The organism is Roseococcus sp. SDR (genome assembly GCF_019083995.1).
GTDB lineage: Bacteria > Pseudomonadota > Alphaproteobacteria > Acetobacterales > Acetobacteraceae > Roseococcus.
Map to the genome: position 1 here is coordinate 41,350 of NZ_JAHRCU010000010.1, position 23,571 is coordinate 64,920.

Annotated in this window: 23 protein-coding genes; 12 read left to right on the forward strand and 11 right to left on the reverse strand. The window is 68.6% G+C overall.

Translation table 11 applies throughout. The features are described 5' to 3' along the window. The first annotated feature begins 50 nt into the window (after window positions 1-50). Window positions 51-1,013, forward strand: coding sequence for a tripartite tricarboxylate transporter substrate binding protein (locus KTR66_RS12820; RefSeq protein WP_213613003.1), 963 nt, complete (start codon window positions 51-53; stop codon window positions 1,011-1,013). Between the two features lie 67 nt (window positions 1,014-1,080). Next, complete coding sequence (locus KTR66_RS12825; RefSeq protein ID WP_213613004.1) at window positions 1,081-2,262, forward strand: M20 family metallopeptidase; 1,182 nt, start codon at window positions 1,081-1,083, stop codon at window positions 2,260-2,262. On the opposite strand, the gene KTR66_RS12830 is transcribed toward KTR66_RS12825, so the two are convergent. After that, window positions 2,259-3,026 carry a serine protease gene (locus KTR66_RS12830; protein WP_213613005.1) on the reverse strand — a complete coding sequence of 256 codons (768 nt, stop codon included), beginning with the start codon at window positions 3,024-3,026 and terminating at the stop codon, window positions 2,259-2,261. The genes KTR66_RS12825 and KTR66_RS12830 overlap by 4 nt on opposite strands. Between KTR66_RS12830 and KTR66_RS12835 the strand changes: the two genes are divergently transcribed. Then, the gene (locus KTR66_RS12835) at window positions 3,013-3,972 is read left to right on the forward strand and encodes a tripartite tricarboxylate transporter substrate binding protein (RefSeq protein ID WP_213613006.1); all 960 of its coding nucleotides are present in this window, start codon (window positions 3,013-3,015) and stop codon (window positions 3,970-3,972) included. The two genes, KTR66_RS12830 and KTR66_RS12835, sit on opposite strands and share 14 nt — an antisense overlap. A 122-nt stretch (window positions 3,973-4,094) precedes the next feature. Here the strand turns inward: KTR66_RS12835 and KTR66_RS12840 are convergent, their stop codons facing one another. Continuing rightward, window positions 4,095-5,123 carry an ABC transporter substrate-binding protein gene (locus tag KTR66_RS12840; protein ID WP_213613007.1) on the reverse strand — a complete coding sequence of 343 codons (1,029 nt, stop codon included), beginning with the start codon at window positions 5,121-5,123 and terminating at the stop codon, window positions 4,095-4,097. A 259-nt stretch (window positions 5,124-5,382) separates the two neighbouring features. Between KTR66_RS12840 and rutB the strand changes: the two genes are divergently transcribed. The 4 genes from rutB (at window position 5,383) to KTR66_RS12860 (ending at window position 8,845) form a co-directional block, all read left to right on the forward strand. Then, complete coding sequence (gene rutB, locus KTR66_RS12845; protein WP_213613008.1) at window positions 5,383-6,105, forward strand: pyrimidine utilization protein B; 723 nt, start codon at window positions 5,383-5,385, stop codon at window positions 6,103-6,105. Between the two features lie 9 nt (window positions 6,106-6,114). Further along, complete coding sequence (rutC, locus tag KTR66_RS12850; protein WP_213613009.1) at window positions 6,115-6,501, forward strand: pyrimidine utilization protein C; 387 nt, start codon at window positions 6,115-6,117, stop codon at window positions 6,499-6,501. Further along, complete coding sequence (gene rutD / locus KTR66_RS12855) at window positions 6,498-7,262, forward strand: pyrimidine utilization protein D (protein WP_213613010.1); 765 nt, start codon at window positions 6,498-6,500, stop codon at window positions 7,260-7,262. Before rutC ends, rutD begins: the two co-directional genes overlap by 4 nt. An 86-nt stretch (window positions 7,263-7,348) precedes the next feature. After that, window positions 7,349-8,845 (forward strand): amidohydrolase family protein, encoded by a 1,497-nt coding sequence (locus tag KTR66_RS12860; RefSeq protein ID WP_213613011.1) that lies wholly within the window; start codon window positions 7,349-7,351, stop codon window positions 8,843-8,845. Between the two features lie 53 nt (window positions 8,846-8,898). On the opposite strand, the gene KTR66_RS12865 is transcribed toward KTR66_RS12860, so the two are convergent. Beyond that, on the reverse strand, window positions 8,899-9,444 hold the full coding sequence (locus KTR66_RS12865; RefSeq protein WP_213613012.1) for a carboxymuconolactone decarboxylase family protein: 546 nt from the start codon (window positions 9,442-9,444) through the stop codon (window positions 8,899-8,901). Window positions 9,445-9,529: 85 nt separating this feature from the next. On the opposite strand from KTR66_RS12865, the gene KTR66_RS12870 reads away from it, so the two are divergent. The 4 genes from KTR66_RS12870 to KTR66_RS12885 are packed head-to-tail and all read left to right on the forward strand — an operon-like array spanning window position 9,530 to window position 13,432. Beyond that, window positions 9,530-10,498 (forward strand): tripartite tricarboxylate transporter substrate binding protein, encoded by a 969-nt coding sequence (locus tag KTR66_RS12870; protein WP_213613013.1) that lies wholly within the window; start codon window positions 9,530-9,532, stop codon window positions 10,496-10,498. 8 nt (window positions 10,499-10,506) lie between these two features. Continuing rightward, entirely contained in the window at window positions 10,507-11,373 is an 867-nt protein-coding gene (locus tag KTR66_RS12875; protein ID WP_213613014.1) for a MaoC family dehydratase N-terminal domain-containing protein, read from the forward strand. Next, complete coding sequence (locus tag KTR66_RS12880; protein ID WP_213613015.1) at window positions 11,370-12,572, forward strand: CaiB/BaiF CoA-transferase family protein; 1,203 nt, start codon at window positions 11,370-11,372, stop codon at window positions 12,570-12,572. Before KTR66_RS12875 ends, KTR66_RS12880 begins: the two co-directional genes overlap by 4 nt. Beyond that, window positions 12,572-13,432 (forward strand): CoA ester lyase, encoded by an 861-nt coding sequence (locus KTR66_RS12885; RefSeq protein ID WP_213613016.1) that lies wholly within the window; start codon window positions 12,572-12,574, stop codon window positions 13,430-13,432. Before KTR66_RS12880 ends, KTR66_RS12885 begins: the two co-directional genes overlap by 1 nt. A 43-nt stretch (window positions 13,433-13,475) precedes the next feature. On the opposite strand, the gene KTR66_RS12890 is transcribed toward KTR66_RS12885, so the two are convergent. The 3 genes from KTR66_RS12890 to KTR66_RS12900 are packed head-to-tail and all read right to left on the reverse strand — an operon-like array spanning window position 13,476 to window position 15,910. After that, window positions 13,476-13,718: a hypothetical protein gene (locus KTR66_RS12890; protein ID WP_213613017.1), complete on the reverse strand. Its 243-nt coding sequence runs from the start codon at window positions 13,716-13,718 to the stop codon at window positions 13,476-13,478. 55 nt (window positions 13,719-13,773) lie between these two features. Next, window positions 13,774-14,931, reverse strand: coding sequence for a mandelate racemase/muconate lactonizing enzyme family protein (locus tag KTR66_RS12895; RefSeq protein WP_213613018.1), 1,158 nt, complete (start codon window positions 14,929-14,931; stop codon window positions 13,774-13,776). Between the two features lie 10 nt (window positions 14,932-14,941). Next, window positions 14,942-15,910, reverse strand: a complete 969-nt coding sequence (locus tag KTR66_RS12900) for a tripartite tricarboxylate transporter substrate binding protein (protein WP_213613019.1) — start codon at window positions 15,908-15,910, stop codon at window positions 14,942-14,944. Between the two features lie 127 nt (window positions 15,911-16,037). On the opposite strand from KTR66_RS12900, the gene htpG reads away from it, so the two are divergent. Next, window positions 16,038-17,852 carry a molecular chaperone HtpG gene (htpG, locus tag KTR66_RS12905; protein ID WP_213613020.1) on the forward strand — a complete coding sequence of 605 codons (1,815 nt, stop codon included), beginning with the start codon at window positions 16,038-16,040 and terminating at the stop codon, window positions 17,850-17,852. A gap of 330 nt (window positions 17,853-18,182) precedes the next feature. Here the strand turns inward: htpG and KTR66_RS12910 are convergent, their stop codons facing one another. The 5 genes from KTR66_RS12910 to KTR66_RS12930 form a co-directional block, all read right to left on the reverse strand. After that, window positions 18,183-18,896, reverse strand: coding sequence for a response regulator (locus tag KTR66_RS12910; protein ID WP_213613021.1), 714 nt, complete (start codon window positions 18,894-18,896; stop codon window positions 18,183-18,185). 77 nt (window positions 18,897-18,973) lie between these two features. Further along, complete coding sequence (locus KTR66_RS12915; protein ID WP_213613022.1) at window positions 18,974-19,261, reverse strand: hypothetical protein; 288 nt, start codon at window positions 19,259-19,261, stop codon at window positions 18,974-18,976. A 79-nt stretch (window positions 19,262-19,340) separates the two neighbouring features. After that, window positions 19,341-20,036, reverse strand: a complete 696-nt coding sequence (locus tag KTR66_RS12920) for an SCO family protein (protein ID WP_213613023.1) — start codon at window positions 20,034-20,036, stop codon at window positions 19,341-19,343. Between the two features lie 56 nt (window positions 20,037-20,092). Continuing rightward, a complete protein-coding gene (locus KTR66_RS12925; protein ID WP_213613024.1) occupies window positions 20,093-21,148 on the reverse strand; it encodes a ribonucleotide-diphosphate reductase subunit beta in 1,056 nt (351 codons plus the stop codon). Between the two features lie 219 nt (window positions 21,149-21,367). Then, a complete protein-coding gene (locus KTR66_RS12930) occupies window positions 21,368-23,218 on the reverse strand; it encodes a ribonucleoside-diphosphate reductase subunit alpha (RefSeq protein WP_213613025.1) in 1,851 nt (616 codons plus the stop codon). Window positions 23,219-23,571 lie beyond the last annotated feature (353 nt).

The following is a 23,571-nucleotide window of genomic DNA, read 5'->3' on the forward strand; positions in this document are numbered from 1 at the left end:
CCAAATTTGTCCGGTCAAGCCAGGATGGGGAAAATCCTGGGAGGACGAAGATGATCCAGATCACCCGACGGACGGCGCTGCTCGGCGCGCTGGCGACACCTGCCTTGGCGCAGGGTTCCAACTGGCCGCAGCGGCCGGTGCGCATCATCGTCCCCTATGCCGCGGGCGGCGGGACGGACCTCACGACGCGCGCGGTGATGGAGGCGGTGGGCCAGCGGCTGAACCGGCCCATCATCATCGAGAACCGGCCGGGGGCGGATGGCGCCATCGGCAGCGAGGTGGTGGCGCGCAGCGCGCCGGATGGCCACACGCTGACCGGCATCAACCCGACGCATCTCCTGCTGCGCCACACGGCGGCGAGCCTGCCCTATGACCCCACGGCGGATTTCACGCCGATCGCCGTCTTCGCGCTTTATTCCTTCGTGCTGCTGGCGGCCGCCGATGCGCCCTTCCGCGACGTGCCGGGGCTGATCGCCGCCGCCCGCGCGCGGCCGGGTGCGATTGCGCATGGCACGGCGGATGTGGCCTCCGGTGTCGTCGCCGCGCAATTCGCCAAGGCCGCGGGGATCGAGCTGAACGAGATCCGCTATGCGGGCGGCGGCGCCTCGACGCGCGACCTGATGGGCGGGCATCTGCCGCTCGCCTGGGTGAGCACGGCGACGGCGATGCCGCTGATGCAGAGCGACCGCATCCGCATCATCGCCGTGACCTCGCCGCGCCCCTCGCCCTTCCTGCCGGAGGTGCCGAACTTCGCCTCGCTCGGGCTCGCATCGGCCAGTTATGAGGGCTGGTTCGGGCTCTGGGGGCCGGCGCGGATGGCGCCCGATGTGGTGGAGCGCATCAATGCCGAGGCGAATGCGGCCGCCGCGACCGAGGCGGTGCAGGCACGCTTCCGCACCCTGGCGGTGGAGCCTGGCGCGCTGGATGTGGCGGGCGTGCAGGCGCTGATGCGCGAGGATGCGGCGCGCTGGGCGCGGGCGGCGCAGGAAGGGCTGTTGCGCAGGGCTTCCTGAGGCCCGGTTGCCTCATGCCGCGTCGCATGCTGGCCTGGGGTGAAACAACCGCCCAGGAGCGCCGCAGATGAGCACCGAAACCGAGATCACCAACTGGCTCGCCACCCAGCAGCAGGCGATGCTGGATGCGCTGCAGGCCATGGTGAACACCGATGGCGGCAGCTACGACAAGGCCGGCGTGGATGCCGTGGGCGCCATCGTGAAGGAATTCTGCGAGGGCCATGGGCTGACCGTGGAAACCGTGCGCGGCGAGAAATTCGGCGACTGCATCCGCGCCATCCTGCCGCATGAAGGCACGGCCCGCGCGCGCGGCAATCATGCGCAGAACATCGTGCTGATGGGGCACCGGGACACCGTCTTCCCCAAGGGCGAGCCGACGCGCCGGCCCTTCACCATCAAGGATGGCCGCGCTTATGGGCCCGGTGTCGCGGACATGAAGGGGGGCCTGGTGATGAACATGTTCGTCCTCGCCGCCTTCAAGAAGTTCGGCGGCGCGCCGGGGCCGATGGTGGGGCTCTTCACCGGCGATGAGGAGATCGGCAGCCCCGAGGGCCGCGCGGTGATCGAGGAGGAGGCGCGCGGCGCGCGCGTCGTGTTCAATTCCGAGCCGGGGCGGCCTTCGGGTGGCGTCGTCACCGGGCGCAAGGGCGGCGTGTTCTCGATCTTCGAGATCGAGGGCAAGGCGGCGCATTCGGGTGGCAATTTCACCGCCGGCATCTCGGCGATCGGCGAGCTCGCGCACAAGATCGTCGCCATCCATGCGCTGACGGATCTGGAGCGCGGGATCACGCTGAATGTCGGCCTGGTCTCGGGCGGGCAGAGCGTGAATACGGTGGCGCCCTCGGCCGTGGGGCAGATTGACCTGCGCTATGTGAACCCGGCCGATCGCGACGAGATCGTGGCGAAGCTGCATGAGATCGTGGCGCATAGCTACGTGCCCGGCACCAAGGCGAAGCTCACGATCAAGGGCGAATTCCTGCCGCTGACGCAGGATGCCGCCGCCGCGAAGCTGTTCGATCTCTACAAGGGTGCCGCGGCCGATGCGGGGCTTTCGGTGACGGGCGAATTCTCGGGCGGTTGCGCGGATAGCGGCTTCACCGCCGCGCAGGGCGCGCCGACCCTCTGCTCGGTGGGGCCGGTGGGTGGCCTCGCACATAGCCCGGAGGAGTATCTGGAGATCGCCTCCTTCGTGCCGCGCGCGCAGGCGCTGGCGCGGTCGGTGTTCCGGCTGGAGCAGGCGGGGCTTTAACGCGAAGCTGCGATCGTCGCGGCGGGGACGGCGAGGCCGGTCGCCGTCTCGACCGCCGCGCGGGACGCGACACCCGCGACGGCCCAGCCGCCGGGCGCGGCGATCAGCAGGGGCGCGCCGCTGACGCCGCGCGTGCCGGCGCAGTCATGCAGCAGCATGCCGGCACTGGTGACGCCGAGCACGCGGCAGGCCGTGTCCGCCAGCAGCACCTCCGGCCGGTCCTGCTGGTAGCCGGCGAGGGTGAGCGGCGTGCGCGGGGCGGGCAGGGCATTCAGCAGCGGCAGCGTCGCCGCGCGCGGGGCGATGTCGCGCGCCAGCGTCAGGATCGCCCAGTCGGAATCGGCCGGTGCGCCGGGGCCGGGGCGATAGCCGGGGCCGGTGCGGAAGCTCACCACCTGCGCCTGCGCGGCCTGAGCGCCGCGCTCATAGCCGAGCAGGACATGCACGCTCCCGGGCTGGACCAGGTTCTCGGTGCGGCGGGCGATGAGGCAATGCGCGGCGGTCAGCACCTGGTTGGGGGCGATCAGCGCGCCGGTGCAGCGCCCGCCCAGGCCATGCTGCACGCGGGCGAGTGCCTGGAAGGGCATCACGCGCGCATCCACGGGGCGGCGGGGATCCTGCGGGCCGATGCCGGGCAGGATGTCGCGCGGGATGGGGCGTTCCTGCGCGTGAGAGGCGATCGGGACGAGCAGGAGCCAGGCGAGCCAGCCTAGGCTTCCCTTGTGGCGCAAGGTTTGCATCGCGCGCAGCATGACCCATTCCATCCCCCGCCGTCTCCTCCTTGCCACGCCCGCGCTGCTGCCCATGGCGGCCTCCGCGCAGGGCTTTCCGGATCGTCCCGTGCGGATGATCGTGCCGTTTCCACCGGGAGGTGCAGCCGATTTCCTGGGCCGCGTGGTGGGCGAGCGGATGTCCCGCGGCTTGGGCCAGCCGGTGACCATCGAGAATCGCAGTGGCGCGGGCGGGAATATCGGCACGGCCGCGGCGGCGCAGGCGGAGCGCGATGGGCAGACGCTGCTGCTGAACGGCGTGCCCATCGCGGTGAACCGGTTCCTGTTTGCCACGCTGCCCTTCGATGCGGAGCGGGATTTCACGCCGCTCGGCATGATCGCGGTCGTGCCGAACATCATGGTGGTGCCGGTCTCGCTGCCGGTGAACAGCGTGGCGGAGTTCGTGGCTTTGGCGCGGACGCGGCCGATGAATTACGCCTCCATCGGCAATGGCACCTCGCTGCATCTGGCGGGCGCGCAGTTCAGCCTGGCGACGGGGCTGAACCTCACGCATGTCCCGTATCGGGAGACGAGTGCGGCGAATAATGACCTGATGGCGGGGCGTGTGGAGGTGATGTTCCAGACCATCTCGGCCGCGGCGGAGCTGGTGCGGGGCGGGCGGATGAAGGCCCTGGCGGTGACGAGTGCGGAGCGTGCGCCGGGCTTCGCCGAGGTGCCGACGCTGCGCGAGGCGGGGGTGGATCTGGTCTCGGTGGGCTGGTTCGGCTTGTTCCTGCCGCGGGGTGTCGCGGCGGATCGCGTGGCGCGGCTGGAGGCGGAGTTGCTGGCGTCCGTGCGGGATGAGGCGGTGGCGGCGCGCATCACCGGCAGTGGGAGCATTCCCCGCGCGATGCCCGGCGCCGATTTCGCGGCTTTCATCGCGGAGGAGGTGCGCCGTTTGGGTGATCTGGTCCGCGCGGCGGGCATCCGCGCGGACTGAGCCGACAGAACCATCCGGCCGCACAGCGGCCGGCGCCGCCCAAGTGACCGCGCCGCCGGGCGATCCCGTGGCGCGGCGAAGCCAAGGCGGCGGAGCCGCCGCCCGGCGCCTGAGGGCGGAGACTAAGTCAGCTGCCGCTCGGCGGCGGGCGGCAGGAACCGATCCGTATAGAACCGATCCGGCGAGGGCATGTCGCCCAGGTTGAAGGCCGCCTTCACCGCTTCGATCTGGCGCGCGAAGCGCGGCGCTTCCATGACGCCGAGGCCGAGGCGGCGGACATTGGGGCTGTCCACGAGTTCGGTCATCGCCATGTTCTGGCGGACGGTTTCGATCGCGACGTCGGTCAGCGGTTCGCGGGCGCGGAGCGCCTCGATGGCGGCGGCGCGGTTGGCGAAGGCCCAGCGCAGCGAGCGGATCATGCCGTGGGTCACGGCGCGCACGGCGTCGGGGTTGCGCTCCATATAGGTGCGGGTGGTGAGCAGGACGGAGCCGTAGAAGAAGTCGAGCCCGTGCTCGCGGTAGCGGAAGATGCGCTGCGCCGGCAGGTCCATGCCGAGCGCACGGAGCGAGAGCGCGGTGGAGGTGACGAAGCCCGTGATGCCGTCGGCGCGGCGCTGCACCAGCATGGGCTCGCGCAGCTCGGGCGCCACGGACATCCAATTGATGGAGCTGACGGGGATGTTGTTCACGGCCGCGAAGGCCGGGAAGACCTGGCGGCCGCCGTCGAATTCGGGGGCGGCCAGTGTCTTGCCGGCGAGCATGGAGATGTTGGTGATGGGGCCATCGGCGCGCACGGTGACGGCGGTGGGCGCCTGGTCCCACAGCAGGCCGACGGCGATCAGGTCATTGTTCGGGTTCTGCGACATGAAGCGCAGCGTGGGCGTGGGGTCGCACATCGCGATGTCGAAGGTGCCGGCCGCCATGTCGAGCGGGATGCGGGCGGAGCCGAAGCCGCGGCTGATGGTGATGTCCACGCCGGCCTCGCGGAAGAAGCCCTGGCGCTCGCCCGCGATGCCGAAGGCGTAGGGGCCGTTCAGGATCCAGTCGAAGGCGAAGCGCACGGTGGGGCGCGCCTGGGCGTTGGCGACATGGGGTGCCGCGAGCAGCGCGGAGGCGCCGAGCAGGAGGCGGCGGGAGGGGTGAAACGCCATGCGGAGGCTCCTTTGCGCGGGGGGCGAAGCGGCCCGCCCGGATGCATGAAATCTCCGCATGCGCGGGGGGCGCGTCCAGCGCGAAGGGCGCGCGGCGGGGAGGGGCTGGACGGGTTCCGCCTGTGGCGCTGGCAACTGCGTCTTGGATTGCCTTTTCGTAAGGCAGCGCGGGCGGAACGATTTGGCGTGTGTGGGTTGGCCGGGCTGGCTCGCCGGGGCGCGCTTTTGCATGATGCGCGCCAGCCGAGGAGTTTGCCCGATGTCAGAGCCTGCCGGATTTGTGCCCGTGATCACGCGCGAGGCGGTCACGCTGCCGGCGCGGCCCGAGCCGATCCGGCTGAACCCGGCCGAGACGGCCATGATCATCGTGGACATGCAGAACGCCTATGCCTCGCCGGGCGGCTATCTCGACATTGCGGGCTTCGACATCGCGGGGTGTGAGGCCGTGATCCAGCGCGCGGCGGTGGCGGCGGAGGCGGCGCGGCGCGCGGGCATCCAGGTGATCTATTTCCAGAATGGCTGGGACCCCGACTACAAGGAGGCAGGCACGCCCGCTTCCCCCAATTGGCACAAGTCCAATGCGCTGAAGACCATGCGCAAGCGGCCGGAGCTGGCGGGGACGCTGCTCGCCAAGGGCGGCTGGGATTATGCGCTGGTGGAGGCGCTGGCGCCCAAGCCGGGCGACCTGGTGGTGCCCAAGCCGCGCTATTCCGGCTTCTTCAACACGAACATCGATAGCCTTTTGCGCGCGCGGGGCATCCGCAACATCGTCTTCACCGGTGTCGCGACGAATGTCTGCGTCGAGAGCTCGCTGCGCGATGCGTTCCATCTCGAGTATTTCGGCATCGTGCTGGAGGATGCGACGCATGCGGCGGGGCCGGATTTCGCGCAGAAGGCGGCACTCTACAACATCGAGACCTTCTTCGGATGGGTCTCCACCGTCGCGGATTTCTGCGGCGCGATCGGTCAATCGCCTGAATAGGAGAAAGCCATGCCCTTCAGCCCCGTGATCCCCGCCGGTTCCGGCAAGCCGTTGGCACCCTATTCGCCCGGCGCGCTGGCGGATGGCGTGCTCTATGTCTCGGGCACGCTGCCCTTCGACCGCGACAACAATGTGATGCATCTGGGCGATGCGGCGGCGCAGACGCGGCTCGTGCTGGAGACGATCAAGGGCGTGATCGAGGCGGCGGGCGGGACGATGGCGGATGTGGTGATGAACCACATCTTCCTGACCGACTGGGCGAACTACGCCGCGCTGAACGCCGTCTATGCCGAGTATTTCCCGGGCGACAAGCCGGCGCGCTATTGCATCCAGTGCGGCCTGGTGAAGCCGGGCGCGCTGGTCGAGATCGCGACCGTGGCGCATATCGGCAAGTGAAGTTCGATCTGACGGGCGCGGGTGAGGAGGTGGTTCTCCTCTCCGCGGGGCTGGGTGGCGCTGCGGCCTTCTGGGCGCCGCAGCGCGCGGCGCTGGAGGCGAAGTTCCGCGTGCTGGGCTTCGACCAACGCGGGACGGGACGCAATGCGGAGCCGCTGCCGGACGGCTACACGATCGGGCATATGGCCGATGACGTGATCGCCGTGATGGATGCGGCGGGCGTGTCGCGCGTGCATGTCCTGGGCCATGCGCTGGGCGGTCTGGTGGGCCTCGATCTCGCGCGGCGGTTTCCCGATCGCGTCGGCAAGCTGGTGCTGGTGAATGCCTGGGCGAAGGTGGACCGGCATTCTGAGCGGTGCTTCGACATCCGCATCGGCATCCTGCACAGCCAGGGGCCGGCGGCTTACGTGGCGGCGCAGCCGTTGTTCCTGCACACGGCGCCGTACATGTCCGCCAACCACGAAAAGATCAGCGCCGAGGTCGCGCATGGGACGGCGCATTTCCAGGGCGCCGAGAACCTGCTGAAGCGCATCGGCGCGCTGCGGGCCTTCGACGCGCGCGCGGATCTGGCGCAGATCACGGCGCCGACGCTGGTGGCGGCCTCGCGCGATGACCTGCTGGTGCCCTGGACGGCGTCCGAGGCGCTGGCGGCCGGGCTGCCCCATGCGGAGCTCTGGGTGACGCCGGAGGGCGGGCATGCCTTCAGCGTGGAGCAGCCGGAGGTCTTCAATCCGAAGCTGATGGAATTCCTCACCGCCTGACCCCGCCCATGTAACGGTCCTTGCGCGCGCCGGGATTTTGGCGCGAGGATGCCCCCGCCGGGAACAAGACCCCAGAGGAGGCACTCATGGGCGGTTTCCTGACCGATGACGACATCGCGGCGCTGCGCCCTGCGGAAGAGGCGATGTTCGCCTCGCCCATCCCGACCCAGGTGGTGAGCTCCGACGAATTCTGGCCCATCCCGCAGACCGAGCGGCAGAAGCAGGTCGAGGCGCGGATCAAGGACATGGCGGATACGATCGGCCCGAAGCAGGGCATGGATCGGCGCCGCTTCCTGCAGACCAATGCGGGCATGGCGGCGGCCTTCCTCGCGATGAACGAGGTCTATGGCCCGCTCTATGCCGTGAGCCGCGCCGAGGCGCAGACGGCGGGGGCGGCCGACATGCGCACGGCCGCACTTCGCAACCAGTTCGTGATGGATGTGCACACGCATTTCCTGCGGCCCGACACGCGCATCATGACCTTCGTGAACCAGCGCCGCGCGGTCGGCCAGGCCGGCTGGAACCCGGATCTGGTGGGGCGCGAGCAGACCATCCAGGACCTGATGGAGGCCAATTGGTTCAAGGAGGTCTTCCTCGACAGCGACACCAAGGTGGCGCTGATCTCGGGCGCGCCGTCCGAGGAGCTGCAGGACTGGTTCCTCACCAATGACATGAAGTTCGATGCCCGCAAGCGCGTGAACGACGCGGCGGGCAACAAGCGCGTGCTGAGCCATGCGATCTTCACCCCCGGCAAGCCCGGCTGGATGGACGAGGTGGAGCGCTGCATCGAGCAGCTCAAGCCCGACAGCTGGAAGGGCTATACGATCGGCGACAACACCAACAAGCATCTCGCGATCCATCCCTGGCGGATGGATGACGAGCGGGTGATGTATCCCTTCTATGAGCGCATCCTGCGCGCGGGGAACAACATCGTCTGCGTCCATAAGGGGCTGTTTCCGCCGCAGGTGGAGCAGCAGTTTCCGCACCTCACGCCCTTTGCCCGCGTGGATGATGTGGGGAAGGCGGCGCGGGACTGGCCGCAGATCAACTTCGTCATCTACCACTCGGCCTATCGCTTCGCCGGCGGCGGGCGGGCCGAGCAGGGCTGGGCGCAGTTCCAGCAGACCGGGCGCGTGGATTGGGTGAGTGATCTCGCCGAGATTCCGGCGAAGTATGGCGTGAACAATGTCTATGGCGATCTCGGGCAGATCTTCGCGCAGAGCACGGTGGTGGAGCCGCAGTTGTGCGCGGCGATGATGGGCATCCTCATCAAGGGGCTGGGTGCCGATCACGTGGTCTGGGGCACGGATGCGATCTGGACCGGCAGCCCGCAATGGCAGATCGAATCCCTGCGGCGCCTCGAAATCCCGGAGGAGATGCAGCGGCGCTATGGCTTCGCGCCGCTCGGCGCACCCGATGGGCCGGTGAAGAATGCGATCTTCGGCGAGACCTCGGCCAGGATGTACAACTACACGCGCCGCGCCGCCCTGGAGAATGACGGCGTGGCGCGGGTGAAGGCCGAATACGCGATGAACGGGCCGGGGCGGAGCAACCTCGCCTATGGGTATGTGGCTGCGGGTTAGAGTCTGATCGCCTTTGGCGCATGCCAAAGGCGTGAATCAGCCTCTCGGCAACGTCACGCCGGGAGCGGGAAGCGGTCGAGATAGGGCTGGTATTCCGGCTCCACGTCGATCGCGAGGCTCGCCAGCGTGCGGACGACGGCGCAGTAGAAGGAGGCGGTGACCGTCAGGTCCACCATCTGCTCATTGGTCAGATGGGCCTGGAGTTCGCGGAAGGTCGCCTCGCTCATCGCGCCGGCATAGACCTCTCGCGCGCCCTTCAGCACGAGCTTCGCCAGCGGCTCCAGGCTGTTGGGTTGGCCCGCCGTCTCGGCGATCAGGGCTTCGATATCGGCATCCGTCACGCCGAAGTCGTGGCCGATCTTCACATGGTGCGACCATTCATAGGGCGAGCGCGCGAGCCAGCCGACCTGGAGGATGGCGAGTTCGCGCAGGCGCGGGTCGAGCTTCGCGTCATAGCGGATGTATTGGCCCAATCCGCCGAAGGCGCGGGCGGCGCCGGGGCTGTTCACCAGGCAGCGATGCAGCGTGATCATCCGCTTGAGCAGCGGGCGGTCCTCCTCGGCGAGATCCTCGGGGCTGAGATAGGGCAGGCGGGCCATGCGTTTCCTCCTGGGTTGTGGCGGGAGGGTGGACCCAAGCGCCGTTCGTGGAAAGAATGGGGCAAAAGAAGCACGAGGAAGCCCCTTGCCCATCACCACCCGCCGCGCCGCGCTGATCGGCGCGCTCGCGGCACCCGGCATCGCCCGCGCCGCCTTCCCCGAGCGCAGCATCCGGCTGCTCGTGCCCTATGGCGGTGGCGGGCAGACGGACATCGTCTCGCGCGTCACGGCCGAGGCGCTGTCGCAGCGTCTGGGGCAGGTGGTGCTGGCGGATAACCGCCCGGGCGGCGCGGGCAACCTGGCAGCCGAGACGCTGGCCCGGGGGCCGGCCGATGGCTACACCATCATGGTCGCGACCATGGGCACCAACAGCGGCGTGAATGCGCTGATGTATCGCGCGCTGGGCTATGACTGGGAGCGGGACTTCGCGCCGATCGGGCATTTCTGCTCCACCAGCAATGTGCTGCTGGTGCACAACTCCATCCCCGCGCCGGATTTCCCCGCGCTGATCGCCTGGATCCGCGCCAATCCGGGGCGCTTCACCTATGCCTCGGCGGGCGTGGGTGCCATCACGCATCTCATCATGGAGGATCTGGGCGCGCGGCTCGGCCTCGACATGGTGCATGTGCCCTACCGGCAAAGCACCCAGGCGATGACGGACCTGCTCTCGGGCCGCGTGCATGCGCGCTGCCTCGGCCTGCCGGAGGGCGAGACGGTGCGCGGGCAGAACAGCATCCGCGCGGTAGCCGTGACGAGCGCGACGCGGCGGGAGAATTGGCCGGGCGTGCCGACCATGGGCGAGACGGTGCCGGGCTTCACCGGCTCCTCCTATTTCGGGCTGACGGCGCGGGCGGGCACGCCGCCGGAGGCGATCGCCCGCATTTCCGAGGCGCTGAACGATGCGCTGCGCGACCCGCGCGTGCGTGGCGCCTATGAGCGTGTCGGCGCCGATCCCGCGCCGCAGAATTCGCCTGCCGATTTCCAGCGGACCATCCGCGCCGCGCATGACCAATGGGCGCCGCTGATCCGCCGCCTCAACCTCGTCGCCGAATAGGGTTTGCCATGGATTTCGTGATCGCCATCGAGAAGGTGCGCCAGGATTGGCTGGGGCGCGTGCGCATCATCGAGGATGACGTCTCGCCCAGCATGCTGCGGCGGATCGCCGCCATGCTCGACCTGGACCCTGACGCCTATCCGCGCGGCACGGTGCTGCCGCCGCATTGGGTTTCGCTCTTTGCGCAGGAAAGCGCGCGGCAGGGGGATATCGGCGTGGATGGGCACCCCGAGCCGGGCGTGACGCTGCCGCCCATCCCGCTGCCGCGCCGCATGGGGGCCGGGCGGCGCGTGACGCTGCCGGGGCAGCTGCGCGTGGGGGATGCGCTCACCAAGCGTGCGGAGGTGGCGGCGATCGAGCCCAAGAAGGCGCGGACGGGCACGATCTGCGTGCTGACCATGCGGCACAGCTACCTGGTGGGTGGCGAGGTGATCGCGGTGGATGAGTTCGACGCGATCTATCGCGAGGCGGTGCCGCCGGGCACGCCCTCGCCGGTCAATCCGGGCACGCCGGCGCCGACCGATGCCGCCTGGACGCGCGAGGCGCAGGTCTCCAACGCGCTGGTGTTTCGCTATTCGGCGGTGACGTGGAATGCGCATCGCATCCATTACGACGCGGATTATGCGCGTGAGGCGGAGGGCTATCCGGCGCTGGTGCAGAATGGCGGGCTGACCATGCAATTGCTGCTGGATGCGGCGGTGGAGAACACGCCGGGGCATCGCCTCGCGGGCTACACCGCGCGGCTGACGCGGCCGATCTATGTCGGCGCGCGCATCACGCTGGCGGGTGGCGCGCTGGAAGGCGGCCGCATGCGCGCCTGGGTGGCGGATCAGGACGGAAAACTCTGCGCCGAGATGGAGCTGGACTTCGCATGAGCGGGCCGCTGGATGGCGTGAAGGTGGTGGACCTCACCACCGTGGTGGTGGGGCCGATCGCCACACGCACCCTGGCCGACCAGGGTGCGGATGTGATCAAGGTGGAGGCGCCGGGGGGCGATATCCTGCGCTTCCTCGCCGCCGGCAGCCGGACGCCGGCGATGAGCGGGAAGTTCATCAACTTCAACCGCAACAAGCGCAGCATCGGGCTCGACATCAAGCAGCCCGAGGGGCTGGCGGCGATGAAGGCGCTGCTCGCGCGCGCCGATGTCTTCGTGACCAATGTGCGGCCGCAGGGGCTGGAGCGTGCGGGGCTCGACTTCGCTTCGCTGCATGCGTTGAATCCGCGGCTGATCCATTGCGGCATCGTCGCCTTCGGCAAGGGCGGGCGCTACTACAACCGGCCGGCCTATGACCCGATCATCCAGTCGCTTTCGGGCGTCGCCGGCACCTTCCATCGCGCGACGGGCGAGCCGCGCTTCGTGCCCATGGTGATGACGGACCACACGACGGGGCTGATCGCAGCCCAATCCGTGGGCTTCGCGCTGTATCGCCGCGAGAAGACGGGTGTGGGCGAGGCCATCGAGGTACCGATGTTCGAGAACATGGCGTCCTTCGTGATGAGCGAGCATCTGGGGGCGGCGACCTTCGATCCGCCGGAGGGGCCGTCGGGCGATGCGCGGCTGCTCTCGCCGGATTACCGCCCGCTGCCGACGAAGGATGGCTACCTGACGGTGCGGCCCAACAACAACCGCCAGGCCTTCGCCTTCTTCGACGCCATCGGGCGGCCGGAGCTGAAGGAGGATCCGCGCTTCAGGACGGCGCTGACGCGCACGCAGAACGCGCCGGATTATTTCCGCGTGCAGGTGGAGGCGCTGGCGACGAAGACCACGGCCGAGTGGCTGGAGATCTTCGCCAAGGCCGATGTGCCGGCCGGGCCGTACAACGAAATTGATGACCTGCTGGAGGACCCGCATCTGGCCGAGGTGGGCTTCTGGCATTTCGACGAGCATCCGACCGAGGGGCGCATCCGCCGCACGCGCGTGCCCAACACCTTCAGCGGCGGCATGCGGGAGGAGGTGCTGCCCGCGCCGCAGCTCGGCCGCAACACGCGGGAGGTGCTGCGCGAGCTGGGGCATGACGAGGCCATGATCAGCGCCATGCTGGAAAGCGGTTCGGCCTTCGAGGGGTTGAGCTGATGGCCGCACCGAATTGGCGTTCGCTGCTCTTCGTGCCGGCGACGGCGGAGAAGTTCGTGGCGCGTGCGCATACGCGCGGCGCGGATGTGATCATCCTCGATCTGGAGGACAGCATCCCGCCGGATGGGAAGGAGGCGGCGCGGGCCGCGCTGCCGGCGGCGGCGAAGCAGGTGGGGCAGGCCGGCGCCGATGTCTGCGTGCGGATCAACCGGCCGCTGGAGATGAGCGTGCCCGACATCGCGGCCGCCGTGATGCCGGAGGTCTCCGTGCTCATGCTGCCCAAGGTGATGGGGGCGGAGCATGTGCGCCTGCTCTCCGAGGTGGTGGCGGTGCGGGAGGCGGCCTTGGGGCTGCCCATCGGGCATACGCGCTTCATCGGCGTCGTGGAGACGCCGCAGGCCTTGCCGAACCTGGTGGCGATTGCGGGGGCTGATCCGCGGATGGCGGGCTTGGGGGTGGGGAGTGAGGATCTCTCCACCGAGCTGGAGGCGGTGCCGGGGGCGGATTCGCTTTACGTCTTCGGGATGATGTGCGTGGCGGCGGCGCGCGGGGCGGGGATCCTGCCCATGGGCTCGATTGGTGCCTTTGCGGATTTCTCGGATCTGGAGGCGTATCGGCAATCCTTGCGGCGGTCGCGGAGGTTGGGGTTTGGCTGTGCCTCCTGCATTCATCCGGCGCAGGTGCCGATCATCAATGAGGAGTATGGGCCTTCGCCGGTGGAGGTGGATCGCGCGCGGCGTTTGATCGCGGCGTTTGACGAGGCCTTGTCCTTGGGTCAAGGCGCGGTCGCCTTCGAGGGCGCGATGATCGACCTGCCCGTCGTCGAGCGCGCCCGCAGGCTTTTGGCGCGCGCCCGGTAATGGGGTCTGGGGCCTTTCGGCCCCAGCCGCCGGAGGCCCTTTTTTACTCGGTAATCAGCTTTTCCTTGGCGAGCGTGACCAGCTGCAGCAGCGCCGCCGCGAGCGCCAGCCTGTCGCGCGGGTCATCGCCGGCCATCGGATGGCTTTCGGCTTCGCGGCGCATGCGGGCGGCGAATTGGTCGAGCATGCCGGCGGGGTCGGGCGATTGGCGGGCTTCGGCGACGAGCAGGCGGGAGACCACGGCTTCCAGCGCGGCGAGGCGGATATTCGGGTCGGGCTGGTGCATGGGAATCTCCTTATGGCGGGTGATGGTGCCGCTGAACCGGCCTCAGCGGCAATGGTCAGCCGAGGCGCGGATCGAGCCAGGGCTGCGCCATGGGTTGCCAGGGGGTGGCGCGGGCGTCGGCTTCGTCGAGGGCGAGGCCGAGGCCCGGGGTGGTCGGCAGGGGGGCGGTACCCGCCAGGAAGCGCTGGTCGGCGCCTTCAGTCATGGTGAAGAAGCGCTCGGTCTCGCCGAACTGGACTTCCAGGGGAAGCAGGTTGGGCAGCGTCGCGCAAAGCTGCACGGAATGGCCGTGGCAGATCGGGCCGGTCGGGTTGTGGGGCGCGATCTCGATGCCGGCTGTCTGGGCCAGGGCCGCGATGCGGGTGATCTCGCCATGGCCGCCGGCGTATTTGATGTCGGGCATCAGCACGTCGTAGCAGCCGGACTCGATGAGGGGGCGATAGGCGGCGAGGCCGGCCAGCGTCTCGGCGCCGGCGAGGCGCATGCCCTGTGCATTGGCGAGGCCGCGCAAGCGGCGGATCTCGGCGTGGTTGGCCTCGGAGACGGGGCATTCCAGCCAGAAGAGGTTGAGGGGTGCCAGGTCGCGGATGAGGCCCGCGGCACCGCCGGGCGAGAAGCGCCAATGCGCGTCCACCATCACATCCACGGATGGGCCCACGGCGTCGCGCACGGCGGCGATGCGGGCGAGGCCTTCGGCATAGGCGGCGCGTAGCGCGGGGTCTGCGGCGTCCTCCCAGACCATGGGCTCGAAGGGGGCGAGCTTCACCGCGCGGAAGCCGGCGGCCATGGCGCGCTGTGCGGCGGCGGCGAAGCCCTCGGGCGTTCGGGGCGCTGCGCCGCGGTTGATGTTGGCGTAGAGGGGCACGTTCTCGCGCAGGGCGCCGCCCAGCATGGCGTGGATGGGGCGGCCCGCTTCCTGGCCTGCCAGGTCCCAGAGGGCCTGTTCCAGGGCGGAGACGAGGCTGTGGGTGACGAGGCCACCCGGCGCATGCGGCAGCAGGCGGGCCAGGCGGTTGCGGGAAGCCGCGTCCTCACCCACCAGGCGGGGTGCGAGGCGCGCGGCCTCGGCGGCGAGGAGCGCCTCGTGATCCGAGAGGGTGCATTCGCCGGTGCCGGTGCGGCCGCACTCGGTGCGGACCTGCAGGAAGCACCAGTTGGTCTTGGGCGTGACGTTCACGCCCAGGAACTCGACCGCGGCGATGCGCATGCTCATCGCCCGCCGCTCACTGCGCCTGGATGTTTGCGGCCTCGGCCAGGCGGCGCCATTGGCCGATATCGGCCGTGACCCGCGCCCGGAGCTCGGCCGGCGTGGAGATGACGAGGGCACCCCCCAACAGCCGGATGCGCTCGGCCAGGTCATGGTTGTCGCGCAGCTTCGCCAGTTCGCTCCCCAGCTTTTCTCGGATGCCGCCCGGCGTGCCGCGCGGGGCGAAGAGGGCGTTCCAGGCCAGCGTCTCGAAGCCGGCCAGGCCCGCTTCCTCCATGGTCGGGATCTCGGGCAGGCCGGGATCGCGCGTGCGGGTGGTGACGGCGAGGAGGCGGACTTCGCCCGCGCGGGCCTGGGGCATGATGTTGACCAGGTTGGCGAAGGCGACCGGCGCCTCGCCCGTCACCACCGCCTGGGCGAGGCCGGCGGCGCCGCGATAGGGCACGTGCTGGATGTCGAGGCCGGTGCGGCTCAGGAAGAGCGCCATGGACATATGCGCGGAGGAGCCGATGCCGGCCGAGGCATAGCTGAGCTGGCCGGGGCGGGCGCGCACATAGGCGATGAGCTCGGCCACGCTGTTCACCGGGATCTGGCGGGGATTCACGAAGAGCGTGTTGGGGCCGATGACCAGCAGCGAGACGGGGTCAAAGGCGGTGAGCAGGTCATAGGGCAGGTCGCGGTAGATGGCGGCGTTGATGCCGTTGGAGCCGGCATTGCCGAGCAGGAAGGTGCTGCCGTCGGGGGCGGCGCGGAAGGCGGCCTCCACGCCGATGCGCCCGCCGGCGCCGGTGCGGTTCTCGACCACCCAGGGCTGGCCCAGGGCCGCTTCCAGCAGGGGGGCGAAGAGGCGGGCCGTCACGTCATTGCCGGTGCCGGGCGTGTCGGGGACGATGAGGCGGATGGGGCGGCTCGGCCAGCTCTGCGCGATCGCGGGCGTGGCGAGCGTGCCCATCGCCATGGCCAAACCCGTGCGCCGTGTGAACATCCCCTGCCTCCTTGATCTTGGGCCGCAGCTTGGCCGTGGCCGCGGGGGGTGCGCAAGCGCGGGAGGTTGAAAGGGCCTGCGCCGCCATACATATCGCGGCCGGCCCGATTTTCAGACTGGAGGCACAATGAGCGAGACGGTGGAACGGCACGAATTCGGCGCGGAGGTGGGGCGGCTGCTCGACCTCGTGGTGCATGCGCTCTACTCGGAGCGCGAGATTTTTCTCCGCGAGCTGGTGGCCAATGCGGCGGATGCGACGGATCGCCGCCGCTTCGAGGCGCTGACGAACGAGGCGCTGGCGCTCCCGGCCGAAGCCAAGCTGCGCATCACGCCGGACAAGGCCGCGCGGACGCTGACGATCTCCGATTCCGGCATCGGCATGGGCAAGGCGGAGCTGGCGCAGCATCTGGGCACCATCGCGCGCTCGGGCACGCGGGCCTTCGCGCAATCGCTGGCGGATGCGCCCGCCAGCGAGAAGCCGAGCCTGATCGGCCAGTTCGGCGTGGGCTTCTATTCGGCCTTCATGGTGGCCGAGCGCGTGGAAGTCACCTCCCGCCGCGCGGGGACGGAGGAGGCCTGGCTCTGGGCCTCCGAGGGCAAGGGCGACTACACGCTGGCGCCGGCCGAGCGCGCCGATGCGGGCACTGACATCGTGCTGCACATGAAGGCCGATGCGGAGGAGTTCCTGGAGCCCTTCCGCCTCAAGGCCATCATCCGCAAATGGGCGGACCATATCGCCATCCCCATCCTCGTCGTGAACGAGGGCAAGGAGGAGCCGGCCAATGAGGGCACGGCGCTCTGGCAGAAGCCGAAATCCGAGGTGAGCGAGGAGAGCTACACCGAGTTCTACCGCCATCTCGGCCACATGTTCGACAGCCCCTGGGCCACGCTGCACTGGCGGGCGGAGGGCGCGCTGGATTTCTCGGCGCTGCTCTTCATCCCCGGCATGAAGCCCTTCCAGGCGGTGGAGGATGAGCGGGTGAGCCGCGTGCGGCTGCATGTGCGCCGCATGTTCATCACCGATGAGGCGGAGCTGCTGCCGCCCTTCCTGCGCTTCGTGCAGGGCGTGGTGGACACGGAGGATTTGCCGCTCAACGTCTCGCGCGAGATGCTGCAATCCACGCCGGTGCTGGCGCGCATCCGCCGGGCTGTCACGAACCGCGTGCTGTCGGAGTTGAAGACCAAGGCGAAGGACGCCGAGGGCTATGCCAAGTTCTGGGAGAATTTCGGCTCGGTCCTGAAGGAGGGCGTCTGGGAGCCGGGCGAGCACCAGAAGGATGTGGCGGGGCTGCTGCGCTTCCGCTCCACCGCCGTGGAAGGCTGGACCTCGCTCGCCGACTACGTCTCCCGCATGAAGGAGGGGCAGGAGGCGATCCATGTCCTCGTCGGCGACAATGCCGAGACGCTGGCGAAGTCGCCCCAGCTGGAGGGCTATCGTGCGCGCGGGCTCGAGGTGCTGCTGCTCTCCGAGCAGATCGATGCCTTCTGGCCGGAGCGGCTCGCTGAGTTCGACGGCAAGCCGATCCGCAGCATCACCCAGGGCGCGGCCAAGCTCTCGCCCGCCGACGGGGAGGCGGCGCCCGATGTCTCGGCGCTGCTGGAGCGGCTGAAGACGGCGCTCTCGGAGCATGTCTCGGAGGTGCGGGCGACGGACCGGCTGGTGGAGAGTGCGGCGGTGCTGGCGGCCGGCGAATTTGGCCCGGACCTCGCCATGCAGCGGCTGCTGCGGCGCGCGGGGCGCGGCTTTGCGGGCGGCCTGCCGGTGCTGGAGATCAATCCGCGCCATGCGCTGATCGCGAAGCTGGCCGAGGGCGGGCTGGATGATGCGGCGCTGGCCGAGCAGGCGGGGCTGATCTTCGATCTCGCGCGGCTGCAGGATGGCGATGCGCCGCGCGACCCCGCGGATTTCGCGCGCCGCGTGGCGGCGGCACTGGCGGGCTGAGCCATCATGTCAGGCGCACGAAGGCCTCACCTTCGTGCCCTCGGACGCCGGGCGGGCCGCCTCCGCGGCGCGCTTTCGCGCGCTCGGCCCTCCGGGCCGCAGGCCGGAACCTTGTGCGCTGGGTCTCATACCGACACCCATGGGGACGACTGATGGAGTGATACCAAATCGCGTGGTCCGTGACTCACGCCCGCCGAAGGCGGGCGAGGCCGCGAATGCGGCCCGCCGGCAGTCCGGCGAAGCCAAGCGGCCGGAGGCCGCGCCCGGCGTCTGAGGGCAGGAAAAACATGGCACATCCCATGGATCGGTCACGATCCATGGGATGTGGTATCAGTCCTTGGGCGGCACGAAGATGTAGCCCACGCCGCGGACGGAGCGGATCGCCTCCGGCTTGGCGGGGTCGGCCTCCACCTTGCGGCGCAGGCGCATGATGCGGTTGTCGATCGCGCGGTCGAAGACCTCGGCCTCGCGATGGGCGGCCGTCTCCAGCAGCCATTCGCGCGTCAGCGGGCGGTTGGGGTGCTTCACCAGCAGGGCCAGCAGGTCGAATTCGCTGGCGGAGAGCACATCCTCCGTGCCGTCGGCCAGGATCAGCACGCGGCGCTCCAGGTTCAGCCGTGCGGTGCCGACGCGCATCTCGGTCAGCAGCGCGGGGGGCGGCGGCGCCTCGGCCGCGCGGCGCAGCAGGGCCTTGATGCGGGCCAGCAGCTCGCGCGGCTCGAAGGGCTTGGTGACGTAGTCATCGGCGCCGGATTCGAGGCCCACCACGCGGTCCACCGTGTCGCCCGCCGCGGTCAGCATGATGATGCCCATGCGCGAGGAGCGGGCGCGGGCCCAGCGGGCGAGGGCGAAGCCGTCCTCCGCCTCGTTCAGATGGACGTCGAAGAGCGCGAGGTCGGGCAGGCTCTGTGCGTGCTCGCGCTTGAATTCCGCGCCGGAGGCGAAGGTGGCGGGGCGAAGCCCGTGCTGGGCGAGATATTCGCTGACGATCCGCCGCTGGAGCGGATCATCCTCGACCAGAGCGAGCCGCGTCGGCCCGCTCATCGCAACGTCTCATGCGTGGAGCGAATCCCGTCCATGCGCCATTGGAGGCGCATCACGGGCGGAATGACAAGATGGCGCTACTGCTCGCCATCCGCCTCGGGGTGGCGGAGGTGCCAGAGACGCTCATGGGCGGCCACCAGCGTCTCGATGTTGCGGCGGCGGTTGATGTCGGGCGAGATGGGTCGGCGCGTCAGCATCATCTCGAGCACACGGAGCAGTTGCTCGGCCACTTCGAAATCGGCCTGGTCACAGGCCTGGTGGAAGGCGACCAGGATCTTGTCCGAGAGGCGGCGGCCCTGGCGGGGGGCGGCGCCACCCCGGGCGCCCTCCTCCATCCCTTCCGTGCGGTCATCATCTTCCGCCATGCGAAACTCCTTAGGTGGCCGGAACGAGGGCCACGATTCCGGTAAGGTTATGCGCCAGATCGGGGATGCTCGCCAAGGGTCACGAACCCGGGTTCCTCGGCGCGCGCAGCTGCGCCTGGACGGCGGCGGCGATGGCCTCGGGGCTGGTTTCCGGGCGGAAGAGGGCGCGCACCCGCGCATCGGGGCCGACCAGGTAGATGAAGCTGGAGTGGTCCATCAGATAGTCCGTCATCTCCGGCCGCTGCACCCGGGCGTAATAGACGCGGTAGCGGCGGGCGGCGGCGGCGATCTGCTCGGGCGTGCCGGTCAGGCCCTGGAGTCGGGGATGGAAGCGCGAGACATAATCCGCCAGCTGGGCCGGCGTGTCGCGCTGCGGATCGATGGTGATGAGGATCGGCGTCACCTGTTCGGCCTGCGGGCCGAGCGAATCGAGAGCGGCGGCGATGGTGCCGAGCTCGGTCGGGCAGACATCGGGGCAATAGGTGAAGCCGAAATAGACCAGCAGCCAGCGCCCGGCGAAATCGCGCTCGGTGACGGTGCGGCCGTCCTGGTTCACCAGCTCGAAGGGGCCGCCGAGCTGCATGCCGGCGGGCAGCTGCATGCCGCCGCCGCTGGCCGTGGGCGCGGCCACCTCCTGGCCGAAGACGCTGGCGAGGCGGTTGGCGAAGGCCTCGCCCAGGCTTTCCTGGGGCGATTTGCTGACCCAGGCATAGGCCCAGATGCCGGCGACCAGCGCCAGGAGGAAGATGCTGGAATAACGGATGATGCGAAGCATGGCGGGGAGTTAGCGCCCCCCCGCCATGTCTTCAATGCGCAGCGACGCCGGTCTGCTCAGTGCCGGGCGTCGATCTCGATCGCGCCCTCGGGCTGGGCGGAGGTGAAGGTGCCATCCGCGAAGGCCTCCTCCCAGGAGCCTTCCGTCGAGGCCTTGGAGTATTCCGTGGCGCGGTTCTCGAAGAAGTTCGTGTGCTCGATGGCGTTGAGCATCTCATCCAGCCAGGGCAGCGGGTTCTTCTCGATGTGGTAGAGGGATTCGAGGCCCAGCTGCTGCAGGCGGCGGTCGGCGATGAAGCGGATATACTTCTTCACGTCATCGGCCGTCAGGCCCTCGACGCCGCCCAGCTCGAAGGCGAGGTCGATGAAGGCGTCCTCATGGTCCACGATGGTGGCGCAGATCAGATAGAGGTCGCGCTTCAGCTCCTCGGTCCAGATCTCCGGGTTCTCCTGCACGAAGGTGCGGAAGAGGCGGATGACGGAGAGGCAGTGCAGCGTCTCGTCGCGCACCGACCAGCTCACCACCTGGCCCATGCCCTTCATCTTGTTGAAGCGCGGGAAGTTCATGAGGATCGCGAAGGAGGCGAAGAGCTGCAGGCCCTCGGTGAAGGCGCCGAAGGCGGCCAGCGTCTTGGCGATCTCGGTCTTGTTCTCGACCGAGAAGGAATGCATGTAGTCGTACTTGTCCTTCATCTCCTTGTACTTCAGGAAGGCCGTGTATTCGATTTCCGGCATCCCGATGGTATCGAGAAGATGGCTGTAGGCGGCGATGTGGATCGTCTCGGTGTTGCTGAACGCCGACATCATCATCAGCACTTCGGTCGGCTTGAAGACCTGGCTGTACTGCTTCATGTAGCAGTTGTTCACCTCGACATCCGCCTGGGTGAAGAAGCGGAAGATCTGCGTGAGCAGGTTCTTCTCACCGGGGGTGAGGTTCTTCTGCCAGTCCTTCACGTCATCGGCGAGCGGCACCTCCTCCGGCAGCCAATGGATGCGCTGCTGCTGCAGCCAGGCCTCATAGGCCCAAGGGTAGCGGAAGGGCTTGTAGACCGGGTTGGAGGTCAGGAGGTCGAACTTCACGGGAAGCTCGTCAATGGAAATGCCGTCAGCCATGGCTTTGCCCCGGATTGGATGGTGTTGAAGCCAGGGGCTCTGCCCCTGGGACCCCGGCAGGAAACTTAGTTTCCTGCACCTTCTTTGTATTTAGATCGGCCCAAAAACTCGCAAGGACCAAGAAAAAAATTTATTTGGCGAAATAATCAATCAGATGAAGGTGCAGGAAACTAAGTTTCCTGCTGGGGAGTGTGAGGGGCAAAGCCCCTCATGACCCCTTTACTGGCACGCCAGACACTCTTCATAATTGGTCGAAGCCGGCGGCGGTGCTTGCAGTGGGAGCGTCGCCTCGTCCTTGTGGCGCGTCATCACATCGCTCTGGCCCACCACCTTTTCGCTGACGGCGTCGGCGCGCTGGATGGAGAGGCTGCGGCAGTAGTAGAGCGACTTCACGCCCTTCTTCCACGCCATCATGTGGATCTGGTGCAGGTCCCGCTTGTGGACGTTCGCGGGCAGGAAGAGGTTGAGCGACTGCGCCTGGCAGATGAAGGGCGTGCGGTCGGCCGCGTGTTCCACCACCCAGCGCTGGTCGAGCTCGAAGGCGGTCTTGAAGACGGCCTTTTCCTGCTCGGTCAGGAAGTCGAGGTGCTGGACCGAGCCCTTGTTGACCGTGATGGTCGTCCAGGTGTCGCTGTCGTCGCGGCCGTGCTGCTCCAGCACCTTCTTCAGGTAGGGGTTGCGCACGATGTAGGAGCCGGAGAGCGTCTTGTGGTTGTAGACATTCGCCGCGATCGGCTCGATGCCGGGCGAGGCGCCGCCGCAGATGATGGAGATGGACGCCGTCGGCGCGATCGCCATCTTGTTCGAGAAGCGCTCCATGAAGCCGTATTCGGCCGCATCCGGGCAGGGGCCGCGCTCTTCCGCCAGCAGGCGCGAGGCGTTGTCGGCCTGGGTGCGGATGTGGCGGAACATCTTCTTGTTCCAGACCTTCGCGATCACGCTCTCGAAGGGCACGCCCATGCCTTGCAGGAAGGAGTGGAAGCCCATCACGCCGAGGCCGACCGAACGCTCGCGCATCGCGGAATAGCGGGCCTTGGCCATGCTGTCCGGCGCGGTGTCGATGAAGTTCTGGATGACATTGTCCAGGAAGCGCATGACGTCCGTGATGAAGAGCGGATCGTCCTTCCACTCCATCCAGGTCTCGAGGTTCAGCGAGGAGAGGCAGCACACGGCCGTGCGCTGCTCGCCATGCTGGTCGATGCCGGTGGGCAGCGTGATCTCGGAGCAGAGGTTCGAGGTCTTCACCTCGAGGCCGGCGAGCTTGTGGTGCTCGGGGCGGGCGTTGTTCACATGGTCAGAGAAGATGAAGTAGGGCTCGCCCGTCTCGATGCGGGCGGTGAGCATGCGGATCCAGAGCGAGCGGGCCGAGACGGTGCGCACGATGGCGCCGTCCTTGGGCGAGGTGAGCGCCCAGGCCTCGTCATTCTCGACGGCGCGCATGAACTTGTCCGACAGCAGGATGCCGTGGTGCAGGTTCAGCGCCTTGCGGTTCGGATCACCGCCGGTCGGGCGGCGGATCTCGATGAATTCCTCGATCTCCGGGTGGGAGACGGGCAGGTAGACGGCGGCCGAGCCGCGGCGCAGCGAGCCCTGGGAGATGGCGAGGGTGAGGCTGTCCATCACGCGGATGAAGGGCACGATGCCGGAGGTCTTGCCGTTCTGGCCGACCTTCTCGCCCAGCGAGCGGAGATTGCCCCAGTAGGAGCCGATGCCGCCGCCCTTCGACGCCAGCCAGACATTCTCGTTCCAGAGGCCCACGATGGAGTCGAGGCTGTCATTCGCCTCGTTCAGGAAGCAGCTGATCGGCAGCCCGCGCGTCGTTCCCCCGTTCGACAGCACAGGCGTGGCCGGCATGAACCAGAGCTTGCTGATGTAGTCGTAGAGGCGCTGCGAATGGGCGGCGTCATCGCCATAGGCCGAGGCCACGCGGGCAAAGAGGTCCTGGTAGGACTCGCCCGGCAGGAGGTAGCGGTCATCGAGTGTCGCGCGGCCGAAATCCGTGAGCAGGGCGTCGCGGCTGCGATCCACCTGCACCTGGAAGTGGCCCTGAAGCTGAACGGCATCGAACACGGTACTTCCCCCTCAATTCCCCGGCCCCGGGTTATGCCTGAAGCCCTGGCGCTCGGCAACTAGATATAGACAGCGGAGGGTTAATGGCCACCACATGCTGTGGTTTCCGGGCCGATCTTCCCCTCGCGGGAAAGTCTTGTAACTCTGCCGATGTTCTGGGTTCGTTCATATCCTGTCACGGGGCTGGCGTCCATCACGAACGCGGCCTGGGTGTGTCATGGCAGCCACAGGATATGGGGGGAAGCGGAATCCGGGGCTGGGGGAAAGCATCCCCCGAATCCACAGGAAGGGCGGGGCTGTGGATGGAATCGGGCCGAGGGGCCAGCCCCTCGGGCTCCCCGGCAGGGAACCAG